Origin of the sequence: Yoonia sp. I 8.24 (assembly GCF_022096995.1) — a bacterium.
Classification (GTDB): domain Bacteria; phylum Pseudomonadota; class Alphaproteobacteria; order Rhodobacterales; family Rhodobacteraceae; genus Yoonia.
On record NZ_JACXGQ010000001.1, the window covers coordinates 162,547 to 186,233 of the forward strand.

The 23,687-nt window shown below is 49.7% G+C and carries 21 protein-coding genes, 1 tRNA gene and 2 pseudogenes; 18 read left to right on the top strand and 6 right to left on the bottom strand.

The window, feature by feature from the left end; translation table 11 throughout:
* Nucleotides 1-297: 297 nt before the first annotated feature.
* The 5 genes and pseudogenes from Yoon_RS00820 (at nucleotide 298) to Yoon_RS00840 (ending at nucleotide 5,654) form a co-directional block, all read left to right on the top strand.
* A complete protein-coding gene (locus tag Yoon_RS00820) occupies nucleotides 298-867 on the top strand; it encodes a DUF882 domain-containing protein (protein WP_113776289.1) in 570 nt (189 codons plus the stop codon).
* 162 nt (nucleotides 868-1,029) lie between these two features.
* Nucleotides 1,030-3,387 carry a methyl-accepting chemotaxis protein gene (locus Yoon_RS00825; protein ID WP_238109294.1) on the top strand — a complete coding sequence of 786 codons (2,358 nt, stop codon included), beginning with the start codon at nucleotides 1,030-1,032 and terminating at the stop codon, nucleotides 3,385-3,387.
* Nucleotides 3,388-3,567: 180 nt separating this feature from the next.
* Nucleotides 3,568-3,942: an Arm DNA-binding domain-containing protein gene (locus Yoon_RS00830; RefSeq protein ID WP_238109295.1), complete on the top strand. Its 375-nt coding sequence runs from the start codon at nucleotides 3,568-3,570 to the stop codon at nucleotides 3,940-3,942.
* Between the two features lie 35 nt (nucleotides 3,943-3,977).
* The gene (locus Yoon_RS00835) at nucleotides 3,978-4,181 is read left to right on the top strand and encodes a toprim domain-containing protein (protein ID WP_238109296.1); all 204 of its coding nucleotides are present in this window, start codon (nucleotides 3,978-3,980) and stop codon (nucleotides 4,179-4,181) included.
* Nucleotides 4,178-5,654, top strand: a pseudogene (locus Yoon_RS00840) (YfjI family protein). Before Yoon_RS00835 ends, Yoon_RS00840 begins: the two are co-directional and overlap by 4 nt.
* Before the next feature lie 135 nt (nucleotides 5,655-5,789).
* Here Yoon_RS00840 and Yoon_RS00845 read toward each other — a convergent pair.
* Nucleotides 5,790-6,194: a helix-turn-helix domain-containing protein gene (locus tag Yoon_RS00845; protein WP_238109298.1), complete on the bottom strand. Its 405-nt coding sequence runs from the start codon at nucleotides 6,192-6,194 to the stop codon at nucleotides 5,790-5,792.
* A 74-nt stretch (nucleotides 6,195-6,268) separates the two neighbouring features.
* Here Yoon_RS00845 and Yoon_RS00850 point away from each other — a divergent pair, with 74 nt between their 5' ends.
* The 7 genes from Yoon_RS00850 to Yoon_RS00880 all read left to right on the top strand — a co-directional run bounded on the left by Yoon_RS00850 (nucleotide 6,269) and on the right by Yoon_RS00880 (nucleotide 13,001).
* On the top strand, nucleotides 6,269-7,675 hold the full coding sequence (locus tag Yoon_RS00850) for an MFS transporter (RefSeq protein WP_238109300.1): 1,407 nt from the start codon (nucleotides 6,269-6,271) through the stop codon (nucleotides 7,673-7,675).
* Entirely contained in the window at nucleotides 7,672-8,175 is a 504-nt protein-coding gene (locus Yoon_RS00855; protein WP_238109302.1) for a DUF2938 domain-containing protein, read from the top strand. Before Yoon_RS00850 ends, Yoon_RS00855 begins: the two co-directional genes overlap by 4 nt.
* A 441-nt stretch (nucleotides 8,176-8,616) precedes the next feature.
* Nucleotides 8,617-8,973: a hypothetical protein gene (locus Yoon_RS00860; RefSeq protein ID WP_238109304.1), complete on the top strand. Its 357-nt coding sequence runs from the start codon at nucleotides 8,617-8,619 to the stop codon at nucleotides 8,971-8,973.
* Nucleotides 8,970-10,238, top strand: a complete 1,269-nt coding sequence (locus Yoon_RS00865; protein WP_238109306.1) for a relaxase/mobilization nuclease domain-containing protein — start codon at nucleotides 8,970-8,972, stop codon at nucleotides 10,236-10,238. The genes Yoon_RS00860 and Yoon_RS00865 overlap by 4 nt, the downstream gene beginning before the upstream one ends.
* Before the next feature lie 251 nt (nucleotides 10,239-10,489).
* Nucleotides 10,490-12,106: a type IV secretory system conjugative DNA transfer family protein gene (locus Yoon_RS00870; RefSeq protein ID WP_238109308.1), complete on the top strand. Its 1,617-nt coding sequence runs from the start codon at nucleotides 10,490-10,492 to the stop codon at nucleotides 12,104-12,106.
* Nucleotides 12,099-12,626, top strand: coding sequence for a hypothetical protein (locus tag Yoon_RS00875; RefSeq protein WP_238109310.1), 528 nt, complete (start codon nucleotides 12,099-12,101; stop codon nucleotides 12,624-12,626). Before Yoon_RS00870 ends, Yoon_RS00875 begins: the two co-directional genes overlap by 8 nt.
* A gap of 39 nt (nucleotides 12,627-12,665) precedes the next feature.
* A complete protein-coding gene (locus tag Yoon_RS00880; RefSeq protein WP_238109312.1) occupies nucleotides 12,666-13,001 on the top strand; it encodes a hypothetical protein in 336 nt (111 codons plus the stop codon).
* Here Yoon_RS00880 and Yoon_RS00885 read toward each other — a convergent pair.
* The gene (locus tag Yoon_RS00885) at nucleotides 12,998-13,726 is read right to left on the bottom strand and encodes a recombinase family protein (protein WP_238109319.1); all 729 of its coding nucleotides are present in this window, start codon (nucleotides 13,724-13,726) and stop codon (nucleotides 12,998-13,000) included. The two genes, Yoon_RS00880 and Yoon_RS00885, sit on opposite strands and share 4 nt — an antisense overlap.
* Between Yoon_RS00885 and Yoon_RS00890 the strand changes: the two genes are divergently transcribed.
* Complete coding sequence (locus tag Yoon_RS00890) at nucleotides 13,727-14,341, top strand: hypothetical protein (RefSeq protein ID WP_238109320.1); 615 nt, start codon at nucleotides 13,727-13,729, stop codon at nucleotides 14,339-14,341. It begins immediately after the preceding gene.
* Nucleotides 14,342-14,343: 2 nt separating this feature from the next.
* Here Yoon_RS00890 and Yoon_RS00895 read toward each other — a convergent pair whose 3' ends face one another.
* Together Yoon_RS00895 and Yoon_RS00900 are read right to left on the bottom strand one after the other, a co-directional pair.
* Nucleotides 14,344-14,850: an antirestriction protein ArdA gene (locus Yoon_RS00895; RefSeq protein ID WP_238109321.1), complete on the bottom strand. Its 507-nt coding sequence runs from the start codon at nucleotides 14,848-14,850 to the stop codon at nucleotides 14,344-14,346.
* A 646-nt stretch (nucleotides 14,851-15,496) separates the two neighbouring features.
* Nucleotides 15,497-16,342: a Cthe_2314 family HEPN domain-containing protein gene (locus tag Yoon_RS00900; protein WP_238109322.1), complete on the bottom strand. Its 846-nt coding sequence runs from the start codon at nucleotides 16,340-16,342 to the stop codon at nucleotides 15,497-15,499.
* Between the two features lie 49 nt (nucleotides 16,343-16,391).
* On the opposite strand from Yoon_RS00900, the gene Yoon_RS00905 reads away from it, so the two are divergent.
* The 3 genes from Yoon_RS00905 to Yoon_RS00915 are packed head-to-tail and all read left to right on the top strand — an operon-like array spanning nucleotide 16,392 to nucleotide 20,685.
* Complete coding sequence (locus Yoon_RS00905) at nucleotides 16,392-17,696, top strand: hypothetical protein (protein WP_238109323.1); 1,305 nt, start codon at nucleotides 16,392-16,394, stop codon at nucleotides 17,694-17,696.
* Between the two features lie 3 nt (nucleotides 17,697-17,699).
* The gene (locus Yoon_RS00910; protein WP_238109324.1) at nucleotides 17,700-19,904 is read left to right on the top strand and encodes a hypothetical protein; all 2,205 of its coding nucleotides are present in this window, start codon (nucleotides 17,700-17,702) and stop codon (nucleotides 19,902-19,904) included.
* Nucleotides 19,905-19,950: 46 nt separating this feature from the next.
* The gene (locus Yoon_RS00915; protein WP_238109325.1) at nucleotides 19,951-20,685 is read left to right on the top strand and encodes a hypothetical protein; all 735 of its coding nucleotides are present in this window, start codon (nucleotides 19,951-19,953) and stop codon (nucleotides 20,683-20,685) included.
* Here Yoon_RS00915 and Yoon_RS00920 read toward each other — a convergent pair.
* Nucleotides 20,658-21,380 carry a hypothetical protein gene (locus Yoon_RS00920; protein ID WP_238109327.1) on the bottom strand — a complete coding sequence of 241 codons (723 nt, stop codon included), beginning with the start codon at nucleotides 21,378-21,380 and terminating at the stop codon, nucleotides 20,658-20,660. The two genes, Yoon_RS00915 and Yoon_RS00920, sit on opposite strands and share 28 nt — an antisense overlap.
* Nucleotides 21,381-21,612: 232 nt before the next feature.
* Between Yoon_RS00920 and Yoon_RS00925 the strand changes: the two genes are divergently transcribed.
* Both Yoon_RS00925 and Yoon_RS00930 read left to right on the top strand, forming a co-directional pair.
* On the top strand, nucleotides 21,613-21,930 hold the full coding sequence (locus tag Yoon_RS00925; RefSeq protein ID WP_238109329.1) for a hypothetical protein: 318 nt from the start codon (nucleotides 21,613-21,615) through the stop codon (nucleotides 21,928-21,930).
* Nucleotides 21,931-22,962, top strand: a pseudogene (locus Yoon_RS00930) (recombinase family protein); the annotation flags it as partial. It lies immediately after the preceding gene.
* Nucleotides 22,963-23,452: 490 nt separating this feature from the next.
* Here the strand turns inward: Yoon_RS00930 and Yoon_RS00935 are convergent.
* Nucleotides 23,453-23,529 (bottom strand) — tRNA-Arg (locus Yoon_RS00935).
* Nucleotides 23,530-23,687: the final 158 nt, after the last annotated feature.

The following is a 23,687-nucleotide window of genomic DNA, read 5'->3' on the forward strand; positions in this document are numbered from 1 at the left end:
CACAAAACATAATGAAGAGTATGAATATCCTTACTTTGCCCATGTCCATTCATATTCCCGCGAGCCGCAAAACCGCCTTCAGAAGTGTTGCTGCGATGCCGATGCACCGGTAGGCACCGGCCTTCAAAACTGCACAATTTCTGCGCAAGAGTCTGCCGACTTACACATTAATTAATAAAAACTGTGTAATCAGGCCTTGGTGTGCGAATCAAAATGTGCCATAAAATAGGCACATCTGGGGACAAGGTGTAACTGCCGCAACGCGGCAAATTCGAGCGACGGGACAGGCGCAACAATATGAGCAATAAAAACTCCTCTGGGATTACACGTCGCGGCTTGCTTGGTGCTTTCGCAGCAACAGCCGTAACAGCCGCACCAAGCTATGCAAACGCTGCAGGTTTCCTGCGTGGCGCTGGCGATATTCGTCGCATTGCGATGCATTCGGGCCGGACTGGTGAACGCATTGACACGATTTACTGGATTGAGGGTGAATATATCGCCGAAGCTGTCCGCGAAATTAACATCCACATGCGCGACTGGCGCACGGGCGAAGCGGTGCAGATGGACCTGCGGACGATCGATATCATGGCCGCTGCCGCAAACCTGATGGATGCAAACGAACCTTACATGCTGCTGTCAGGCTACCGGTCTCCCCAAACAAACAACATGCTGCGCAGCCAATCTTCCGCCGTCGCACGCAACTCTCTGCATATGCGGGGTCAAGCCGCCGATTTGCGTCTGCAAAGCCGTTCACCCGGACAAATGGCAAGTGCCGCTGTCGCCTGTCATGCCGGTGGCGTTGGTCGCTACAACGGATCAAATTTTGTCCATATGGATTGCGGCCCAATCCGAACTTGGCGCGGCTAACTCCCCTGTTTGACCTGTCTAAAAAGCGTGCTGACCTGTTGGGCCGCACGCTTTTTTATGCGAAGTTCAATTAGTTTTCTGTAATCTGACCCAGTTTAAGCGGATTTTAATAGCCCTCGTCCAAAAGACATCGTGAACCGATGAATCTGCGCGAGGCAATGCATGAACTTCTTGAACGCGATCCGTATCTCGACCAAGCTACCAATGCTTGTCGCAACTTTGTGCCTCTTGGCCTCTGCTTCCGTCGCCCTGCTTGGCTACTATGATTTGCAACGCAATATTCTAAAAAACCAACGTGAAACCTATGAACTGCTTTCCGCAGAACGTATTGCCGCGCTTGACACCTGGTTGGGTAAGGTCACTGACGATGTCGCCAATTTAGGCAATGATCCAACGGTTGTCGCTGCCGTTAGCGCCTTTGGTGCCTCTCACAATCTGATGATCGACTCGGCGGGATTGCAAGCGGCTTACATTACTGACAACCCACATCCAGTTGGAGAAAAGGAAGTGCTTGATCAGGCAGCTGAATCGCTTCCCTATCATTTTCAGCACGGCAGCTTTCATCCGTTTTTCCGGCAAACCAAGAATGTGGATGGCTACTATGACATCTCACTTTTTAACCTCGACGGGGACATGCTGTACTCGGTGATCAAGGAAACCGGCTTCGCGACAAATTTTGAAAACGGCCCCTATCGCAATAGTGGTCTCGCTGACGTCTTTCGGGCTGCACGCGATGGCGCGGTCGGTGATGTCCACTTTGCCGATTTCACATCCTATAGCCCAAGCGGCGGTGCGGCCGCTCTGTTTCTCGCAACGCCGGTTGTCGATACGCAAGGTGCGGTTATTGGAGTGGTCGCAGCGCAACTCCCCCCTCACCGCATCGACAATATTATCAATAATCCAATTGGGCTTGGTGAAACGGGCGAGCTATACGCGGTAGGTCAAGATGGGCGCGCCAGGAGTGACTCGCGGTTCGCGGGCGGGTTTAGCGCATTGTCGACACTTACAAATATTGCGCACCTCATGGGCGATACCGGCAGCTATCACATCAATGTGCCTGGCGTTGCAGAAAATCAAGTTGTGGCTGTTGTTTCAAAACTCGATGTATTTGACGGCCATTGGGACATCATTGCCGAAATGGATATGGCTGAAGTATTGGCACCTGTGGTGGTGGCGCGCAATAAAATGCTCTTTGTCAGCGCCGTTATCGCCGCAGGTGCCGCCGTGCTGGGCTGGCTTACCGCACGATCAGTCGTCGTTCCGCTCAATAGGCTGAAAAAATCGATGCATGCCGTGGCTGACCACAAGTATGACGACCCGGTTGATGATCAATACCGCGAAGACGAAATTGGTCAGCTCAGTAAATCACTTGTTGCACTGCGAGACAAACTTTGTGCCGCCGAAGCTGTAGATCAGGCACAAAAAGAAATTCAACAAGAACAAACATTGGTGGTCAACCGGCTCAGCACCGCGCTCACAAATCTTGCGGATGGTGATCTGACCCAAGCGATCAATACGCCGTTCACGCAGGCCTACGATAAACTGCGCGTGGACTATAATCGGACACTCGAAACCCTCCATGCGACTATCAGCTCCGTCGTGCAAGGCACGCGAGGCATTCAAACCCGATCAGATGACATGAGCAAATCATCCGACGAATTGTCACGCCGTACAGAAAATCAAGCCGCGACACTTGAAGAAACCGCCGCCGCATTAGACGAACTCACAGCCAGTGTCAGCGCCGCTGCAAGTGGTGCCAAGGAGGTTGAAAGCATTGTTGCTGACGCGCAAGCCGACGCCGACGCCAGCGAAACCGTAGTCCATAACGCGGTCACGGCGATGACTGAAATCTCAGGCTCTTCGACGGAAATCTCACAAATTATCGGGGTCATCGATGACATCGCGTTCCAAACCAACTTACTCGCACTAAATGCAGGTGTTGAAGCCGCGCGTGCGGGAGACGCCGGGCGCGGGTTTGCGGTCGTCGCCTCCGAGGTACGTGCGCTCGCGCAGCGTTCATCAGAAGCCGCACGTCAAATCAAAGAATTGATCAGCGGGAGCAGTGAACAGGTCGACCGTGGTGTGACACTTGTTGGGCAGGCCGGCGATGTATTGACCCGCATCGCAAATCATATTGGCCATATTTCAAGTCTGATGAGCGATATCGCTGCAGGTGCGGCAGAACAGTCAACAGGATTGGGCGAAATCAATATAGGTGTCACGCAATTGGACCAGGTCACCCAGCAGAACGCAGCAATGGTCGAAGAAGCGACAGCAAGCAGCCACGCACTAACGACACAGGCAACACAGCTTGCTGCGCTCGTCGAAAAGTTTAAAATTGGCACGGAGAACGCTGTTAGGAAGCGCCCTAAGTCTCCCGCGGCGAACAACGTCACAGCCTTCGCATCAAGACGCAAACCCACGCCCACGCCAGCTCTCACCCCAACACCAAAACGGGCGGTCAATGCAACAAATACTCCTGTTCCAAACGATCCAGACGTCGGATGGGAAGATTTCTGAAAACAATTGATAATGAGCCAACAATATGAGGGTGGCGCAATATAGGCAGCCATTTTTAGTTTCTTAAGGCTTTCGACAAATTCCAATATCTTTAATTTAATAATATTTATCATGCACTTATATTCACATATCGCCTAAGGCTGTTTTATGTCGTCCGCAACATTGTGGGGGAAATAGTTTATGGCGTACAAAAGACTCCCAAGTAGTCTGACAGCCGCCGTGGTAAGGTCGGTCAAGACGCCGGGCAAGTACCACGACGGTAAGGGTACTGGCCTGTATCTGCGGGTTGAATCCAATGGTTCTCGATTTTGGGCGCGACGTACCACCGTGAATGGCAAGCGCCGTGAAATTGGTTTGGGCAGCCCACCTATCGTGTCTCTTGTTTCGGCGCGCGAAGAGGCCGAAGCAAACAAACGATTAATCCGGCGCCGTGAAGACCCGCTTGCCAAGAAGCGCAAAGAGCGTCGCCAAAAGACATTGAAGAGGCTGCGCTTGTTGAACTCTCCCCGACTTAGAAAAACCCAAAAGACCGCGCGGCGTTTCTTACTACATTAAATACCTACATTTTTTCGCATTTCGGGAATGTGCCTTTGGCCGAGGTCACCTCGGCAGATACCCTACCCCGTCTACCGGGGCATCTGATCATCGCAGCCGATAGCGACACCGCCGGGCAGCAGGCGGCGCGCAAGCTAAGCATACGCGCGGACCGTTTGGGCTGGCTCATCTCACATCTGACACCGCCACCCGTCCGAGATTGGAATGACGTTATAGTGCAGCAACGGGGGTTAAAATGAACGTAGTCCAGCCCATCCCCCTTATCTCAGAAGGGCCGCAGCCACTTGTTCAAGAAACGCCGGAAGGCGTACCCTACCCCGTCCACGCATTAGGGCCACTACGCGACGCGGTTGAGGCGGTCCATGCTGTGACACAAGCACCCGTCGCGATACCCGCGCAATCTGCGCTCGCAATAGCATCTCTGGCCGTGCAAGGTTTTGCCAATGTCGAGGCCTTGGGCGGATCAAGCCCGCTCTCGCTCTACTGCCTGACGATTGCACGTTCGGGCGAACGCAAATCAAGCTGCGACGCCAAGCTTATGGCGGCCCTACGTACGTACGAGAGAGCAAGTCACAGCCCTGCGGCTCGAAACGGAAAGCTGGCAGAACCAACGCGCCTTATGGCGCGGAGAACGCGAAAGCATTTTGAACGAGGCCAAAAAATCAAAGGGCGAAAAACGGGTTGCGGCAAAAGCTGATCTAAGTGCCTTGGGAGCTGAACCCGCAGCCCCGCCATTGCCGGACTGCACAGTCTCGGAACCGACGTTTGAGGGTCTCACCCGAAAATACACCGAAGGGATGCCGTCGCTTGGCATTTTCTCGGACGAAGGCGGGCAATTCTTGGGCGGCTACGCGATGAGCGCAGACAACCGCCAAAAGACCTTGGCCGCGCTCAACGATCTCTGCAACCCGATCCGGCGCACCCGTCAGGGTGATGGGTCGCTGACGCTTTACGATAGGCGCTCGGCAATTCACCTCATGGCGCAACCCGGCGTCGCACGTCCGTTTCTCTCGGATGACACCGCACTTGGCACCGGGTTTTTGGCACGGTTCTTGATTGCTGAGCCAACCAGCACAATCGGTAGCCGTACCCACTCGGCTACCCTACCTTACCCTATCGGAATCACAGCGTTCGAAACCCGCCTATGTGACATAATGCAAACGCCCCTACCGATGCATCCAGAAACCCGCGAACTCAAAACGCGCGATCTTCCACTTACAGAGGATGCCCGCGCGCATTTGATCGACTTCGCAAATGACACAGAACGCAAGCAAGGGTACGGCCAGCCCTATGCAGAAATTACAGGAACCGCGTCCAAAGCCGCGGAACAAGCAGCGCGCATCGCCGGAGTACTGGCACTATTCCGGGACTTAAACGCCCCCTGCGTGACGCTGGAAGACGTCGCCAACGCAGTTGGGTTGATGGGGTACTACCTGAGTGAAGCACTGCGCCTATCACAAGCGGCGACGCTTTCAGGTGACTTGAAACGTGCCGAAAAACTAAGGCGCTGGATCATCGACAAATGGGAGCACGAAGAGATCTTGCCACGCGACATTCAGAAAAACGGCCCCACCACGGCACTGCGCCAAGCACCAAAAGTGCGATCAGCAATCGCCACCCTTGAAAAATACGGCTGGCTAATCGCCCTACCACCCAGCGAAATTATCCGAGGTGTCGCACGCCGCGAAGCATGGCGGGTCGTGCGGGAATAGCGCGCCACGTCGCAGAAGTCGCAGGGAGTATGGGCGGAAAGCGGACATTCGCTGCATCGCGTACAAATATATGTTTAGCAAAAGCCTGTCTTTTGGGCACTGGAAGTGAAGCTAAGAGTATCGAATCCGCAGGCGTCAGCGGTCGGTGACCCTTGTTGCAACCTTCAATAACTTCAGGAAACGAGCACAGTCGAAATGGTTTTCGTGGGGGCAGTTCGAGACATGGCGCAACATACGTGCCAGATTGACAAGACGCTCTGCTTGCCTCTCGAGGCTATCAGCCCTGTCGAGCAATGTATTACGCGGGATGATAGGTGCTCCTGGCCGTCGAAGTACCGCCCCCACCTCATCGAGCGCAAAACCAGCTGATTTCGCCAAAGTGATCAGTGCAAGCTCTTGCAGCACGTCCGGTTCATACTGGCGGCGCAACCCATTGCGGGCGACCGATTCAATAAGCTTTCTTTTCTCGTAATACCGCAAGCCCGATGCGCTGACACCTGAGCGCTCTGCAACCTCGCCTATATCCAGAAGTTTTTCCACGCGCGACACCCTTGACTTAAACTTGGGTTGAAGTTGTAGACTCATTGTTCGCTTCATGCAACGGAGAAGAACGCGTGACCATTCGCACAACGACAGACAAACGAAACAACACAAAAACGGACCTGCTTGGCCCCAGTTTTTCGATTATCCTCGCCTCCTTGGGTACCAGCGCGGCGGCCGTCACGCTGCCGGAGTTACCGGGTGAATTCCAAGGGGTCAGCCTCGACACGACATTCGTTGTATCGGCCTATATTCTCGCTACGACTGCGCTCATCGTACCTGTCGGTCGTGCGGGGGATCTATTTGGCAAACGCACCGTTCTTATTGTTGGGCTATCCCTTTTCATCTTGGGGGCGTTTCTCGCGTTCCATGCGCCGACCCTACCAATTCTTGTTGCCAGCCGTTTCATCCAAGGGGCAGGCGCAGCGGCAATGATGGCGATGCCTCTGGCACAGGTGCGCGATGTCGTAACGAGCAATCAAATCGGACGCTGGATGGGAGCGATGGGAACGATGTCGGCGATTGGCACAGCCTCGGGTCCGGCCTTGGGCGGAGCGATTATCGCCGGCTTTGGCTGGCGCGCGGTCTACCTGCTGCAGATCCCTGCCGCAGTAATTGCCCTTGGATTATGCCTATTCTATGTCACAGACAACAAACGCACCGATACCCGCGCCAAAATCGATGTTGCCGGAGCGGGGGCACTGGCCGTGTTCATCGCTTCATTCACCGTCTTTATTTCCGATTTGGCCAGCGGCTTTGGTGCCTTGACCGCCGTTTTTTTGGCGGTCGCAATTATCGCTGTCGCGGGGTTTTGGGTGATTGAACATCGGACTACCGTGCCAATCCTACCGCTTGAGTTGCTGCGTTCGCCGCGTCTGCGCCTTAGCCTTGCGATGAACGCAATCGTATCTTTGGTTATGATGGGCATCCTTGTCGTTGGGCCATTCTTTTTGACTGGCGGGCTTGGGCTGACGACGGCCCAAATGGGGTTGGCAATGTCCGTAGGTCCAATCGCCTCTGCCCTTAGCGGCATACCGGCGGGCCGCCTGACCGAGAGAATTGGATCGGGTCGCGCAGTCATTGTTGGAGGGCTTGCTGTGACGATGGCGACGGCGGGAATGGCGGGGCTTCCTTATGTGTTTGGGGTTGGTGGGTTCATTGCGGCCTTTATGCTTCTGTCGCCCAGCTATCAGGTTTTTCTAGCCGCATTGAACACCTCAGTGATGGAAGGCGCGCCCAACAAAGACCGAGGGGTGACCTCAGGCATACTCAATCTAAGCCGTAACTTTGGCTTTATTCTGGGTGCCAGCGCCATCAGCGGCGTCTTCTGGTCGCTGGTGAACTTTGGAACTGGAGACGAAACTGAGGCGGTCAGTTTGGCAATGGCCGGAACATTCGCCCTTTGCTCTGCCTTGGCGTTGTGTGTCGTGCTTCTTGCGATGCTCGCCAAGCGCCACCCTGATATCGAGGACGTGCTATGAATTTTATAGATGCAACGATTGCTGCGGTTGTTATTGGCATTGGGGCAACCGCATTCATGGATGCCTTTGCATGGCTTCAAGGGAGTTTGTTCAAGATACCCAGCCTTAACTACGCATTGGTTGGAAGATGGATCATTGGGCTGTCAAAGGGGCGGTTTTTTCATAACACTATCATGCAAGCGCCCCCACAGCGACATGAACGCACAATTGGCTGGCTATTCCACTACGGGATTGGCGTTTTCTTTGTTTTGCTGATGCAGTTTGTCGTGGGGACAGATTGGTATTTCGCTCCCAATTTACTGGCCCCGCTTTTGATTGGATTGCTAAGCCTGTGCGCACCTTTCTTGGTGATGCAGCCTGCGTTTGGATTTGGCATCGCCGCCTCAAAAACACCATCTCCATGGACTGCACGGCAACGCAGCCTGATCGCTCATTTGTCCTTTGGTTTCGGGATTTACTTCGCCGGGATGCTTTGGTTGCATTTCATAAAGTGGTTTTGAGTAGCTAAATTCCACCAAAAGCGACGATAGGTGCGGCCACAGTAAAAAGGCGCTGTGTCCTGCAAGTTGTGAACCCGAACCGCCTTAACTTCACGTTTGCAGCGACTGTCGCCATTACAGGCTGCGACCGCAGCATTGGCAATGCGATAAGAAGGGCAGCTTTGGGCCGTTATACCAATAATGCCTCAAATCATATCCCGAACAATTGGTACCAATTCGGCTTCCTTCCAGTGGGAAGAAATGGGGGGGAATCCACAATATGGAAATAAACAAATTAAAATCAACAATATACAAGAATGAAGTGGCGCGCTCAGAAGGAGGTTATTCGAACTCTTCTGACAGTGTTTCAAATCCAGATTTTGAAGAGATATTTGAGGAACTTGAGCGTTGGAATGACGTTCTCAAGGATCACAAAACCACGATCCTGCGAGGGCCCCGCCCATGAGCCGCCTCGCACCGTTTTCATTAAGATTGACCCCAGCAGAACGATCTCAGCTTGAAGCACAGGCTGGGGCGATGCCGCTGTCCTCGTATATAAAGTCCGTGGTTTTTGCCGCTGAAGCTCCCAAATATCGAAAGCGGCGCAAACCACCTGTTGCGGAGCAACAGCTTTTGGCTGAGGTTCTCGCCCGTCTTGCCCAAACGCGGCAAGCCAACAATCTCAATCAGATTGCCAAACACCTGAACCAAGGAACGTTGATCCTCGATCCTGAATTGGAACAGGATTTGAAATGCGCCGTGGCTGAAGTGGCTTGGATGCGGACAACTTTAATGCAGGCTTTGGGGGTGAAATCATGATCCTCAAAGGTTCGCAACGTGCGGGTGCAACGGCGCTCGCGGATCACCTTATGAATGATCGTGACAATGATCACGTGTTCTTGCTAGAGTTGAATGGATTTATTTCAGACGACTTAAACGGAGCGTTATTAGAAACACATGCCATTTCAAAGGCAACTCAGTGCAAACAGTTCATGTTTTCTCTGAGTTTAAACCCACCCAAAGATCATATTGCCACCGAAGAAGAATTTCTTGATGCCGCAGATCGCGCCGAAAAACTGCTAGGACTGGACGGCCAGCCCCGTGCTATTGTCGTGCATGAAAAGGAAGGTCGTCGCCATGCGCATGCCGTGTGGTCACGCATTGATGCCGATGAAATGAAGGCGATCAATCTGCCCCATTTCGAAAACAAGCTGCGGGATTTGTCGCGTGATCTGTTTCTAGATCATGGTTGGGTGCTGCCTGACGGCTTAGCAACCTATGGCAATAAGTCACCTCTGAATTTTACTCTCGAAGAGTGGCAACAAGCCAAACGCCAAGGTCTTGACCCACGCGAGATCAAGCAGGCGTTTCAACAGGCATGGGAGCGGTGCGATAATCAGATAGGCTTCAAGAACGCCCTTGAAGATCGCGGCTATTTCCTCGCTCGTGGTGATCGTCGTGGATTTGTCGCCTTGGATGTCGATGGCAATGTTCATTCCATTGCTAAATGGGCGGGCCTCAAAGCCAAAGATGTGAATGCCAAACTTGGCTCGCCGGAAAACCTACCGTCGGTTGATGTCACCCAATCCAACATTCGATCCAAGGTGTCGCATCAAATGCGCGACTATATCGGTCAGATCAAAGACCGCCAAAACGGTGATCTTGATCCGCTGCGAGATCAGTTGTCCGACATGAACAATGCCCACCGCAGCGAGCGCAATAAGTTGAATGACGGCCAATCAAACCGCTGGACTGAGGAAACCAAGGTGCGCTCAGACCGCCTCAATAAAGGTTTACGTGGTTTGTTTGATCGCCTGACAGGAACCCACAGAGGTATTCAAAATAGCAATGCCAAAGAGGCATTGGCTTGCAGCAAGCGCGATCAAAAACAGCGTGACTTTATGGTCTTAGAGCAAATGAAAGAACGCCGTGCCTTGCAACGAGAGTTCCAGAAGCTCCGTCGGAAACACATGAAAGACCGTGAAGTGATAGCCCAGAAAGTCAAGCAGGCGCTCAAGGTCAATCAGTCACAATCACATCAATTCGTACGGTCCCGCAATCGCGGGCCTGATCTTTCAATTTAGGCATTTCGGGGGAACTTATGTCTCGTCAATATCAAGTATTCTTCGCATGCGTCGCACTGACGTTTGCGCTTTTTCTCATAGCTGATCAGGCGTCGGCACAAAGCTATTTCGGGAATAGTGGTCGTGTGCGGCAACAAGCCCTAGCACTTACTATGATCAAAGTGGTTTTGGTGGCCATCGTGGTTGGCATTGGCTTTGGGCTGGGTTGGATCATGTCGCCTCAAGGTCGTGCGTTTCGACGCATCGGCCTGTTGATCCTAGCTGGTTTGCTTGGTCTCGTTGCCATCCTCAACAGTGGGTATCTGGGGTGGATTGCGGCGTTCACGTTCGCTGTATGTGGATTTTTTGTCGGCATTTTCTTTTGGTTGCGGTCGTCGATTTCTTCGATGATGGACATGCCCGATACTTTTGGGTCCAGCCGTTGGGCGACTGAGCAGGACATTGAGGAAGCGGGCTTTTTCGAAAACGAAGGCCTCTATATCGGTGAATGCCTGAAAGATGGAGAACTTACTCCAATTGAATACAACGGTGATCGGCACTTAATGACCGTTGCGCCGACTCGGTCTGGCAAGGGAACCAGTCAGATCATTCCAAACCTTCTTTCCTATCGTGGTTCTGTCGTTGTCATCGACCCCAAAGGGGAAAACGCGATGATCACAGCCAAAGCTAGGAAGGATGCAGGATTTGAAGTCCACATAGTTGATCCATGGGGAATTGTTGAAGCAGAGGGTATTGAGACTTCAACGCTGAATCCTCTAGATTGGCTTGACCCAATGGATAACGAGATCACTGAAAATTCAATGATTTTGGCCGATGCCCTCGTGATGGCTGAAAACCACAATGACAGCTTTTGGAACGAAGAAGCAAAGGCACTTCTGCAAGGCCTGTTATTACACGTGGCATCCGATGCCGCCGAAGATGGCTATAGGCACCTCGGGCGTGTCAGGGAAATCTTGGTCTCTGGTAAAGATGAGCTGACTAAGGTCTTCACCAAGATGGCGGAATCCGATCATCACATGATTGCCAGCACGGGTAACCGCTGTTTGCAAAAAGAAGATAAACTTCTTTCGAATGTTCTGGCCTCGGCTCAGGCGCAGACCCACTTTTTAGACAGTGAATATCTACGTGAAAACATGAAGACCTCTAGCTTCAAGTTTGAGGATTTGAAAACCAAACCCATGACAATCTATTTGGTTCTTCCAGCGGATCGTTTGAACACCTTTAGCCGTTGGCTTCGCCTTCTCGTCCAGCAAGCCATCACAGTCAATGCGAGGAACATTCAGACAAAACCTGTGAAGCCAGTGCTGTTCATCTTGGACGAATTCGCAGCGCTCGGTCGTCTGAGCATGGTCGAACAGGCCTATGGTCTCATGGCGGGATTTGGGATGCAACTTTGGGCCATCGTACAAGATGTGAGCCAGTTGGAACGCATCTACGACAAAGGTTGGCAATCGTTCGTCGCCAACGCTGGCATGGTGAATTACTTTGGGTCATCTGATCAACGAACCGCAGAGTATTTTTCGGCTCTGTGCGGGGAGCAGACGGTTTGGAATTTCAGTTCCGCCGTATCACATGCCTTTAGCAATTCCGTTGGGCAGCAAGGGGGCGGCTCTTCCAATACCAGTACAAATTCTTCCAACGCGGCCCTGTCACAGCGAAAATTGGCGTTCCCAGATGAATTGATGCGGATGAACAACCGCACACAGATCATCTTGATGGAGAACGTACATCCAATCTTAGCCAGCAAGCAGTTCTGGTTTGAAAACGACCGCCTCAAAGAACTCGGCGTCAATTTGCATGATCAAGAAACTGTCGCTGAACCTGCGCCTGCAGAAGAAATTTTGAACGAGGAACAAAACCATGAGTGATGATCCTAAAAACAAAATTCTAAGCACCGAGTTTAACCAAGAAGTGTTTGACGAAGAAAAAGTCGTTGCTGAAAAAGATAGTGTTGGGCGAAAGTTGACGCCCAAAGAGTACCTAATTCTTTTTGAGCCTGAATATGCGCCGACGGGGCATATCGGCGTGCAAAGGGATTTACCCTCAAATCCCGAACACCTAGTCGAAGAACCCGAGATCGATGTCTACGCCGATGACATCTCGGTTGAAGAAATAGAACATGGTTACATCATCCAAACACGGATTGATGATGAACCAAGTGAAAATGGTTTGGAGGGCGGGCGCATTTCGCGCCTGACCCTTATCGAAGGGGAGCGCTCTCCAGAAAATGTAAAAGTACATTTTGAAAATGGTGAGTGGAAAAAACCGCCTTCATCATTTCTCGAAAAACAGATTTCCATGGAGAAACGAGATCAACACAACGGGACCTCACACGAGGCCGAAAGGCGCGATAAAGGACAATCGCCCGACAACGATATTGACCTATAAATATTTGCAAATAAACAGTAAAAATGGTATTCTACTGGTGTGAAACATCAAAATGTAAGACTGACCCACGGAAGCGAATTAATCGGACGCAAACTCAAGAACTGCTTCGGCGTTGAAGAGATTGCAATCATACCTCGCTATAGCTGGAGATATTACGATTGGTGCGTAGAACAAGGCTTCGACATGGTAGCTTGGATTAAAGGTGCTGACGAGGTGCGTGCCCCTCAATTAAATTTCAGCGAAAATATTGAAGTTGTTCTTTGGGCAGACGAATGCAAGCGGTTCCATCGGGGCGAGCTCGTACCGCCATGGAATGAGCCAGAGGGTTGCGTGGATTATATCGAAGATCGCATAAAGAAAGGGAAACCTATTTAGTGAACTTCAAATTTCTCTAGTTCATCCAACGCTTTATCCATGGTTCTTGACAATCGAGGTCTGCCCACATGAACGCCCCGTGCCTTCGCTGCGGCCATCCCTGCCTTGGTTCGTTCGGATATCAATGAACGCTCATATTCCGCAAAAACGGCCAACTGCCCGTATAGCATTCGCCCAACGGCGGTGGTTGTGTCGATGCCTTGTGTAATGGCTTGAAAATCCACACCGCGATCTCTCAGATCACTGAGCAATTGTAGCAGGTGGATCGTTGAGCGTCCTAGTCGATCCAACTTCCACACCGCCAGCGTGTCACCAGACTTTAGGGAGTTAAGCATGTTATCAAGGCCGACGCGCTTTTTGATTTTCCCAGACACGCCATGATCGCCATAGATCACATTGCAACCTGCGGCTTTCAACGCGTCAATTTGCAAAGCCTCACTTTGGTCCTTGTCAGACACGCGGACATATCCAACTTTGCGGCCCTTTGATTTGTCATCATCCATGTTGGAATAGTAGCACTTAAAATCGTTCTTTTGAGCGGTTTTCATGGTGTTTTCCTCTTGAAAAAAGGGTTCCCTTTCTAAGCCCGCATGGATGAACGGTTTCAGCGTAATCAGCCTTAGAAATTTCCTGTGGAAAACAAGGGCTAGGTGACTTTGCTGGCGTGATGTGGCATCTCTATCAAAAGGGAACCCTTTTGACGCTCGCGCAAAATTGAGTGTCACATGTCCAAAACTCCATGGCCTTCGGCAACTTCACAAACGCCCTCTCGTCAGGGCGCTCGTTCAACAATCAACCGCACGGCCTTTACCATCACCGCGCAAGTGTTGATGGCCTGTTTCTGCGGGTGGATTTTGGTTCATGGTGATTTTCTAATTCTGATCTTTTTGATCCTACCTGCGGCATTGGTTTCGATGACTTTGGCATTGCCAACGCTGGGCTTTGAGGGGAACAAAGCGCTGATCGCGGGGGCAGTCATTACACTCATTGCCAATCTGGCGATTGCCTTTGCCGAGGATTTGGACAGTGCAGGAAGATCAATGGTGCCTGCCATGACTTCAATGCGGGACACTTTCCTTGTGCCAACGCATTATGTCGCGACATCATCTGCATCCGTCGAATGGTGGCCCAAAGATTCCAATGGGCGCACTTCGGAAAGGCTATCTCGGGGCATGTGTCTAAAGGTCGTTGAACTTTACGCAGACGGCGAAACCGTCACTGACTATTCGCGGGTTGTTGTTCCTGCCCTTGACGGGACACGTTACATTTTGCGCAGTGACATTACATGGCTTGGCAGCGTCCAGCGTTGCGATGAGCACAACCGCTTTGACGGCCAATAATATTACGCGGCCCGATAAATCAGCCGTTCCCCTGCAACTTCGGTTTCGGTGTAATCCATCGCCAGATCATAAGCGATTGCGCCCATGTCGATGTAGTTGGCCAGATGTTCGGGAATGTTGCCGAACAGGCCTTCTTCAACAAACTGCTCGGCGAGTTCTTTCATGCTATCGGCGTGATAGATATCAACATCAAAATCTGATGGTGAAACGCTGTCGGGATCAAAGCTGTATCCGACCTCGCCAACGGCGATGATAAACATGGTTTTGTCGTGATCGTCCCAGCTTTCACAGGCTTCGAAATAATGCCCGATATTAGCTTGGTTGATCCCCCAAGCCTTGGCCAGATCACAGTCGATATGGTCACCATCAATGAACTGGATTTCGTATTCTTCGACGGGGTCGCCGTAGTCGTTTTTGTTTGTAGCGGCCTTGGTTTTGTAGCCTTCTAAATCTTCAAAATAAAATCCATTGGCTGAAATGTCGTACGGTTGTGCGTGTAATGTTGTCATCGGTTTTGTCCTCTTTTTTGATCTGACGGGTTGCGCATGCAACCGTCTGGCTTCCGCCGAGGAGCGGGGGTGCAAGGATCAAAAGTGCCGCAGGCAGGACCAGAGCCACGCGCAGGTGCAGCGCAGCGAACCGAGCATGGCGAGGACCCACCCTTTGATCCGCGTGGGGGCAGCCGCCCTAGTTGTCATGGGGGTATTGGGGGAGAAGACAGTCTCCCCTAATTGGCGATCAATCACCACAGGATTGACGAGGGTTTCAAGGGGCTGAGCATCGCCCATTGATCAGGTTCAGCTTTGACAAGCTGACGGCATACAATCCGCGCAGGGTTGGAATATGGGGTGTTGGGGAGAGATGAAATTTCCCCGACGAGGGATCAAACACAGATATGTTTGCATGGTCATAGAAAGGCTCAACGCCGCCTATGATCATTAGCTTTGGGGGATACAACGGGGGAGCGCAGCAGCCCCCTTGTCAAGACGTGTGGTACTACCACACACATCTTGCATCATCACTTATGATGGAAGATGGCCTGAAAGGATCGCAGCGCATGGTATCATCTGACACACAGCTCGCGCGCGCCCTTAACCGTTCCAGATTACCATTGGATTAGAGGTCGTGACGAGCTTGAGAACAGCTTTCGCACTTTCAACGACCTAACTTCTGTTTAATTCCAAAGCCAGTTGCTTCATCATTGAATTTTGGAGAAAAACGCACTTCGAACTCGTCCTCAAGAACATAATAGAGCATGTTTAGCTTTTTTACGAACAAGAGGCTGAACTTTTTGAAATCACGTTGTAGGTTCACAAGCCCCTCGCGAAAGAATTTTTCTTGGTCAATAGGACGGCCAAACTGATCGTGTCCTGTCATGAGCATTCCTCGATGTTCATGAGCGGTCGAAGATTTGAATGAGAGATCATCGGTAGTGTATTCTCGCTCCCAACCTCGGTGAAAACGTTCATTTCTTTCGTTTCTCAATTCAGAAATCGCGCTGTCCATTTCCTTGAGAACCGCTACAACAGCTTCAGATACACCTATCTTTTTCAGGTTTTTTATCGAACAAATTTGAGGCCGAATGTTAGCTTCAAAAACCTCGTTGACGAGTAATAGTGCGCAGTCAAACAGCGACACATACCGCATCAAAAAAGTATCTGCGCATATGTTCAGCCACTCATACCTAGTTACTGGGAGGTTTGGCTCAACAACAAACCGATCTTCCAACCATAGCGTATCGGCGACATGGTTCAGAGATTCCATTCTTCTAGTCAAAGCAGACAGGACATTGTTAACGTTCAGTGCGTACAGACAATCGGGGTACTGGGCCATCTCTTCGTATGTTTCGAAACTATATGCGACTATGCTTAGGTCATATATCCGTCCAACGAAGCGATGCTCGTCAGATGGCAGAACGATCTCTTTAAGATATGCTGTGCGACGACGCGGTGCTTTTTGAGATGAATTTCTTGGTGATGAATGATCAATCTTGTTTGACATGTCGCAACTATTACACGAAAATATAGACTTTAAAACAACCGAGTATATTATGAAGCTTCAAAACATTTCACTAGATCAATTGGAAATTAATCGCGCCAACGACAGACATGGAGAACTCGAAAACGAAGCCTCCGCGATTGCTTGGTTGTTTAACACCCGCGAAGTTCACATGAAGAATCTCGCGCGAGATATTGTTGCTACGGGCAAAGTATATGAGCCTCCCTTGGTTTCAGCAGAAAATGGAAATTATCTTATCTTTGATGGGAATAGGCGAACTACTTGCCTAAAGTTGCTAAACAACCCATCAAAGGCACCCACTACGCAACTTCAGGATTTTTTTAGAAATCTAAAGGAAGAGTGGGACGGGATTTTTCCGACTGAAGTGTTGTGTCAAGTTGAAAATGATCGAGACGATATAGATGAAATTCTGTTCCGTCGTCATACGGGCACGCAAAATGGTGTAGGTCAGTCCACATGGGATGACCGAATGAAAGACAACTTTGTAGCAAGATCAGGAAAAAAGACTGGTTTCAATATTGCGGATGAAATTGAGCAACGATTGGGCGCTGCGGGAATGCTGCCCGCTACCAAAATCCCTAGATCAAACTTAAATAGGCTGCTGTCCTCCGAAGCGATTAGAAACCGTTTCGGTTTCTCAGGTCAAAACAAAGAGTTCAAGTTCACACATGAACCTGAAGTAGCCTTAAAGACGCTCTCACGGTTGGCAGAAGATTTTTCCAGTGGAAAGGTTGTTTTAGGGGACATTTGGGATAACGAAAGCAAACTTCGCTACGTAGAAAAACTCGATAGGCAGAAGGTTCTTCCGTCAGGCGATGACCTTCTTTCTGACGCAGGTAACGGCTCGAACCCAAAACCGAAACAAAAGAAACCGAAACCTACGCCAAAACCTCAACCTTCCAAGCGAACGACACTCATACCGCAGAAGGACTTCGGGATATTGTGGACGGGAAAACAACATCGAATCCAAAATATTTGGGAAGAGCTACAGTTCCACTTAAATACTGAGAAACACACGAATGCTGTCTCAGTGCTTTTTCGTGTGCTTTTGGAGCTTTCTGTCGAAAACTATATCAGCGAAAACTCAGTATCCGTAAATGACAACGATAAGCTCGCAAGAAAGATCGAAAAGATCGGCGATGCATTATTTAGCCAAGGCAAAATCGATCAAAAGCAACGGTCCGCAACAAAGAAATTTAGCCAATTAGACCAGCTTGTGTCCGCTGACACACTAAACAGATACGTGCATTCCCCAAATTTTTCCCCATCCGCAAAACACCTTGAATCTGTATGGGATACTATGGCCGACTTAATTGTCGCGTGTTTGAAAGGGTAACCAATGGCAGACAAACTTTCTTTCGATCTCGAGTATTGTTATGGGATCCCTCAGTTTTCAGAAGAGCTTGAATTTACTCATAAGGGATATGCAATTTACGCGCCTAATGGCGTGATGAAAACGTCGTTGACCAAAACACTTCTTGATGTCCAAAACGGCAATGAACCAAAAGATTTGGCATTCCCCGATAGGGATAGCAAATGCATTATTACTCTGAATGGAGATGCTCTAAAAGGTGAGGAGGTGCTTGTCGTTCGATCTTACGATGAGACTTACTCGTCTGGCGAAGTCTCGACGTTACTTGCGAATTCTGAATTGAAAGCTAAGTACGAAGCGGTCCACAAGAAAATTGGCGATGCAAAGAAAAACCTCGACAAAAAATTGCGAAAACTTTCTGGATTTGGTGTGCGAGAAAACATTGATCCAATAATTGAAGGCTTGTTTTCCAAAAATTACTATGAGGCACTTTTAAGTGTCGAAGGTGAGTTGAATAGCCTATATAAATCTGGTTTTTCGGATGCGATCTACAAAGTAATTTTTGATCCAAAGGTCGTCAACCTTCTTCAAGAACAAGGCGTTGAGACGTCTGTCGAAGAGTTCGCAGAAAAATATGATAGCTTGACCGAGCAATCGCCAATTCTTCGTCAAGAATTTCAGTATCACAACATTAGTCAGGTACAACAACAACTTAAAACCAACAATTTTTTTGATGCTGGTCACAGCATCAATTTGACTGACAAAGGAACCGACGAAAAAATTGAGTATGGCACTGACGATGAACTAAATGAGAAGATTACGTCGGAAAAACTTCGAATTTTGGGTGATGAAGAGCTGAATAAACGATTTGATAATTTTAATAAAAAATTCAAAAATAAAGAACTGCAAGAATTTCGAGACTACATAACTCAGAACCGTCATTTGCTTATTGAGCTAAAAGACCTAAGCCAATTCAAGCGAAAGCTGTGGCTTCAATATTTTCTTGCGGCGAAAAAGGAATTTGACGAACTTATCTCAGAATACAAAGTTGGCCAACTTGAGCTGACGGACATCATTCGAAGCGCAGAAGCTGACGTGAATGATTGGGATGCGGTGATTACCCAATTCAATCAGCGTTTCCTCCACCTCCCATTTAAGCTTAAGGTCGCAAACAAATCCGATGTGATTTTGAAGGACCTAGCACCATCAATAAATTTTGTATTCGAAGATAATGGCGAAGAGAGAGTCTATAAATCAACAGAAAGAAGTGAGCTAATCCGTGTGCTAAGCACAGGTGAAGCTAGAGCTTTGTACATTTTGAACATAATGTTTGAGGTGCACACCAGATGGAAGTTTCGCACAAAGACACTGTTTGTTTTCGACGACATTGCAGATTCATTCGATTACAAGAATAAGTTTGCGATTATCGACTATCTTGAATTCATTATTAGCGCCGAGGATGTTAGCTTTCTCGTTATAGTTCTGACGCATAACTTTGACTTTCTTCGTGTTATTGAAAGTCGAGGAATTTGTAAAACTAGTCAGTGCCGTATGGCATTTAGAAACGAAAACAAAGTCGAGTTAGAGGTATTCAAAAGATCCGACATCGGAAATCCATTCAATAAGTGGAAAACAAGGTTGGGCGAAATTATTATCCTTGTCGCCTACATTCCGTTCCTACGAAATGTCATCGAGTATACTAAGGGTAAAAAAAATGGCGACGGAAGCCATAATGAGGACTACCAATCTTTAACTAATATGCTGCATTTCAAAGATGATGTGGAAGCTTTGACTGTCGGAGACTATCGGAGTGTTTTTGAACGAACACTTCCAGACACCACGTTTCCAATCAGGGATAACAGCGAAACTGTTATCGATTTGATTTTGGATGCTGCCGATGAGTGCTTGGGAAAACCTGACGGCATTAATCTTGAGCAGAAAATTGTACTATCGATGGCGATTAGACTGAAAGCTGATAAATTTACAATCGAAAAAATACGTTCAGAAGATGCGGAGTATGTCCTACCCTCTAGCAACCAAACACCGAAGCTAATTCGAGATTATTGTAAACTTTTCAACAATCAACACGATGAAATCGCAATTCTGCGAAGGGTTTCTCTTCTCACGCCATCGAACATTCACCTTAATGCTTTCATGTACGAACCGATACTCGACATGGGATATGGCGAACTAAAACAACTCTACCAAGACGCAACAAATAAGCTAACTTGAGGTATTGGCGACAAGTGGGGGAATTTACGACGCGCACTCACTTGCCTTGGAAACCTGCGTTTGGCAGATAACTATGCGGGGAAACGAAATCAAAACATCTTTGAGGTGGATCACTCTCCACGAGCGTGCCCACATCGAGCTTGGGCATTTCGCGATCCTCAAAGGCGTTCCAACGTTCAATTTGATATCGAAGTCTGGCAAGTCGCAGGTTCATGAATCTGATCTGCCCCGCGCGCTTTGGGGTAAGGTGGAGCGCTGCCTGGAGTTGCAGGCTGATCATGAGGCCTTGGAAGAGATGCTAGGCACTATAGATGAGATTGATTGGTCTGAGCTGCGCATCACCGTCGCTAGCATCGCCGCTGTGATGGTCTTGATTGAGAAGGCTGATGCAGACAACCCAAATCCAAGTGAGACACATCCCAAGGCGGCGACGCGGATATTTCAGTTGCTTGGGCATGTGAATGATGTGTGGTCGATTGGTGCATCGTTGAACGCTGATGATTTACCAGATGCAGAGCGTATTCAGGCGTTTGCAAAGGAAGTCATTTTGCCTGCCTATTTTGACACGGTTGAGATGGCCAAGTCTGCTGACGCCACAAGCTTTGTTGATGATCTTGGTGATCCTGAAGTTTTCTTTGCCGATATTACCCACGCCAAGCTTGGTCATTGGGATCAGTTGCAAACCGTTGGCGCAAAGGAATGGGCGGAATTAAAAGATGCCAACGAACAGATTTTGCCATTGGTGTATAAATTTCAGGCAGAGAACAACACGTCGATATAATGCAGCTCTGCATCTTGGCCAATGTCCTTGATGTCGGACTTGCGAGGTAAGTCATTTGCACTTTGCGCGATGACGAAGGCAAAGCGGTGCAAATCCAAATCGCTTTCTTCAGTTAGCCGTTCAATTACGCCGCTCGCATCAATTGGAAAATGCAGTTCGTCGCTCTGTAGCTGGAACGTAAGCGATCCATTCACGCCCAACGGCATCACGTGCCATTTCGCTTTATAACGTTCAAACCCTATTGCGTGGACATTGGCGTCGGCTCTCAAAAAGAAACAAAATTCTTCGCCCAGTTTGAGTGTCGCATCTGGCGCAGCACGATCTTTGACCTTTTTGATGAGGTTCAATTCGTCTTTGGTGAAGCGCTTGATCTGTAATTGTCCGCGAATGCCGTGTTCTTCAACATAATGATCCCATGCATCTGTATTCGATTGAAGGAACCAGCGTTCCTCATGCTTACGACCAAGATCGGCGTGTTGTTCTGCAATCCATTCATAGATTAGCTTGGCAAAGCTACGCCGTATTTTGCCTTTGCGGAAATTTGCAACGTAGTCTGTGCCTATTGGCGCTGTTCGCCCAAGGGCAGCATCCATCACTTGCTCCACGCTCATGTTGACGACTTTGCCAACGTCGCGTGTCACGGTATAAAGCCGTTTACGTTCTTCTTCGCTCGCTGTCAGCCAATCAATATCCACAAAAATATTCCCACTCAAAATACCCGAATATACCCGCGCTCTACCTCGTGTTGCGGGGGTAATGTCAGTCTATCTTGCTCTCATACAGACACAAGCGCGGCAAATACTGCTTTGTAAAATAGGACTTTTATCCTATAATGTTCCACTTACGTTCTCATGATTGTCGTGAGGAAAGGAGGAACAACAAAGCAAGCCGCGCCCGCAAATGAGCAGCGGTAGAAAGGAAACGGCAATGACCGACAAAACACCCCCAGAGTTTAACCCCGAGACAGCCCCACCAAGCCTAACGATTGATTGGGACGCGTATCTGCCGTTCTTTGAGGACGAAGATATTTCAGAAGATGACAAGCGCCAGATGATTGAAGCTCTATGGTCGATCATGGTCAGTTTCGTCGATCTTGGCTTTGGCGTGCACCCCGTGCAGCAAGCTTGTGGAAAAGACATTTCTTTGGCTGAATTGCCTGCCTCTGATGTGGTAAACTTAAACAATACCAAAACTGATTTTAATAATGAATCCGCCCCAAAAGGTGGACAGACAGGGAGTCGTTAAATGGGAGCAAATCAAACACAACAGGCCGTCATTTATGCGCGTGTCTCAGGTGCCAAGCAGGTGCGTGAAGGGGACGGTCTAGCCTCTCAGGAAAGCCGTTGTCGCGAGTACGCCAAATTCAAAGACTATGAGGTCATCAACATCTTCACCGACGATGTGAGTGGGAAAGCCACGGCGCGGGTTGGCATGCAATCGATGCTTGGTTTTCTGCATATGAACGCCAGCACGTCAGACGAGATCGTTGTCATCATTGACGACATCAGCCGTTTGGCGCGTGGTCTCACCGCCCATTTGGAACTGCGGCAATCGCTTGCCAAGGCTGGCGGTAAACTCGAAAGCCCATCGATTGAGTTTGGCGAAGACAGTGACAGCATTCTCGTTGAGAACCTGCTGGCCTCTGTTGCCCAACACCAACGCGAGAAGAATGGTGAGCAAACCAGCAATCGTATGAAAGGGCGCATGATGAATGGCTACAACGTATTCGCAGCGCCTGTGGGATATAAATATGAGCGCATTTCAGGCCACGGTAAATTACTTGTGCGCGATGAGCCAGTCGCATCCATCGTTCAAGAAGGCTTGGAGGGGTATGCTTCTGGCCGTTTTGCCAGCATGGCTGAGGTGAAACGCTACTTTGAAAGCCAGCCCGCCTTTCCCAAACGGAACTCTGGTAACTCTGTCGTGGTGCAACTCATCAGCGACATGCTGAACCGCGTGATTTACGCAGGTTATATCGAGCATGAGCCTTGGGGCATCACACGTCGCAAAGGCCATCACACGGGGCTGATATCACTTGAGACCTTCGAGCGTATTCAAGTCCGCAAGGCAGAACGCAAGATGGCTCCTGCCCGTACAGATGTAAGTGCAGACTTTCCATTGCGAGGCGCAGTGCAATGCGCCGATTGCGACAAACCACTGACGGCATGTTGGTCGCGTAGCAGCACAGGCAAGAACTATCCATACTTTTGGTGCAAGACAAAAGGCTGCGCATCTTTTCGCAAAAACATCCGCGCAGAAAAGCTCGACGCCGCGTTTGAGGGTATGATGCAGACGCTTGAGCCATCCAAAGATCTGATTGGCATGACGAAGCTGATGTTGACCAACGCATGGTCGCAACGTCTTGCGCAATCAAACGCCGTGAAAGCCGAGCTGAATCGTGAAATCGCAGCCTCCGACACACAACTCGACGCGCTACTGGGTCGCATCGTTGAGGCAAACAACCCAACCGTCATCGCTGCTTACGAGAAAAAGATCACAAAACTAGAACAACACAAACTGGCTTTGGCGGAGAAAGTCGCGAAAAAGACCACACAAAAGCGGACACCCGAGCAATTGTTCGAACTCGCGGTGCAGTTCCTGTCAAACCCTTGGAATATATGGAATAGTGGTGATCTAACGCTCAAGAAAACCGTGCTCAGATTGGTATTTAAGGCCCCATTGACCTTCGACAGACAAACAGGACTTCGAACGCCGCAAACGTCTGTTATCTTTAGGTTTTTAGATGAAATTTCTCTGAAAAGTAAAATGGTGCACCCGAGAGGATTCGAACCTCTGGCCTCTGCCTTCGGAGGGCAGCGCTCTATCCAGCTGAGCTACGGGTGCCTGCAGCCCCTATAGCCCGGCTATCACGCCCCTGCAACGGGCAATCATCACGAACTTGACTGGGTGGCGTCGGAATTGAGCCGCGCACTGTATTAGATACCTAGATGTCCTTTGTCGATTTGGGCAACATCGTCAGCGATTTCCGCGTTTTGGCCCTA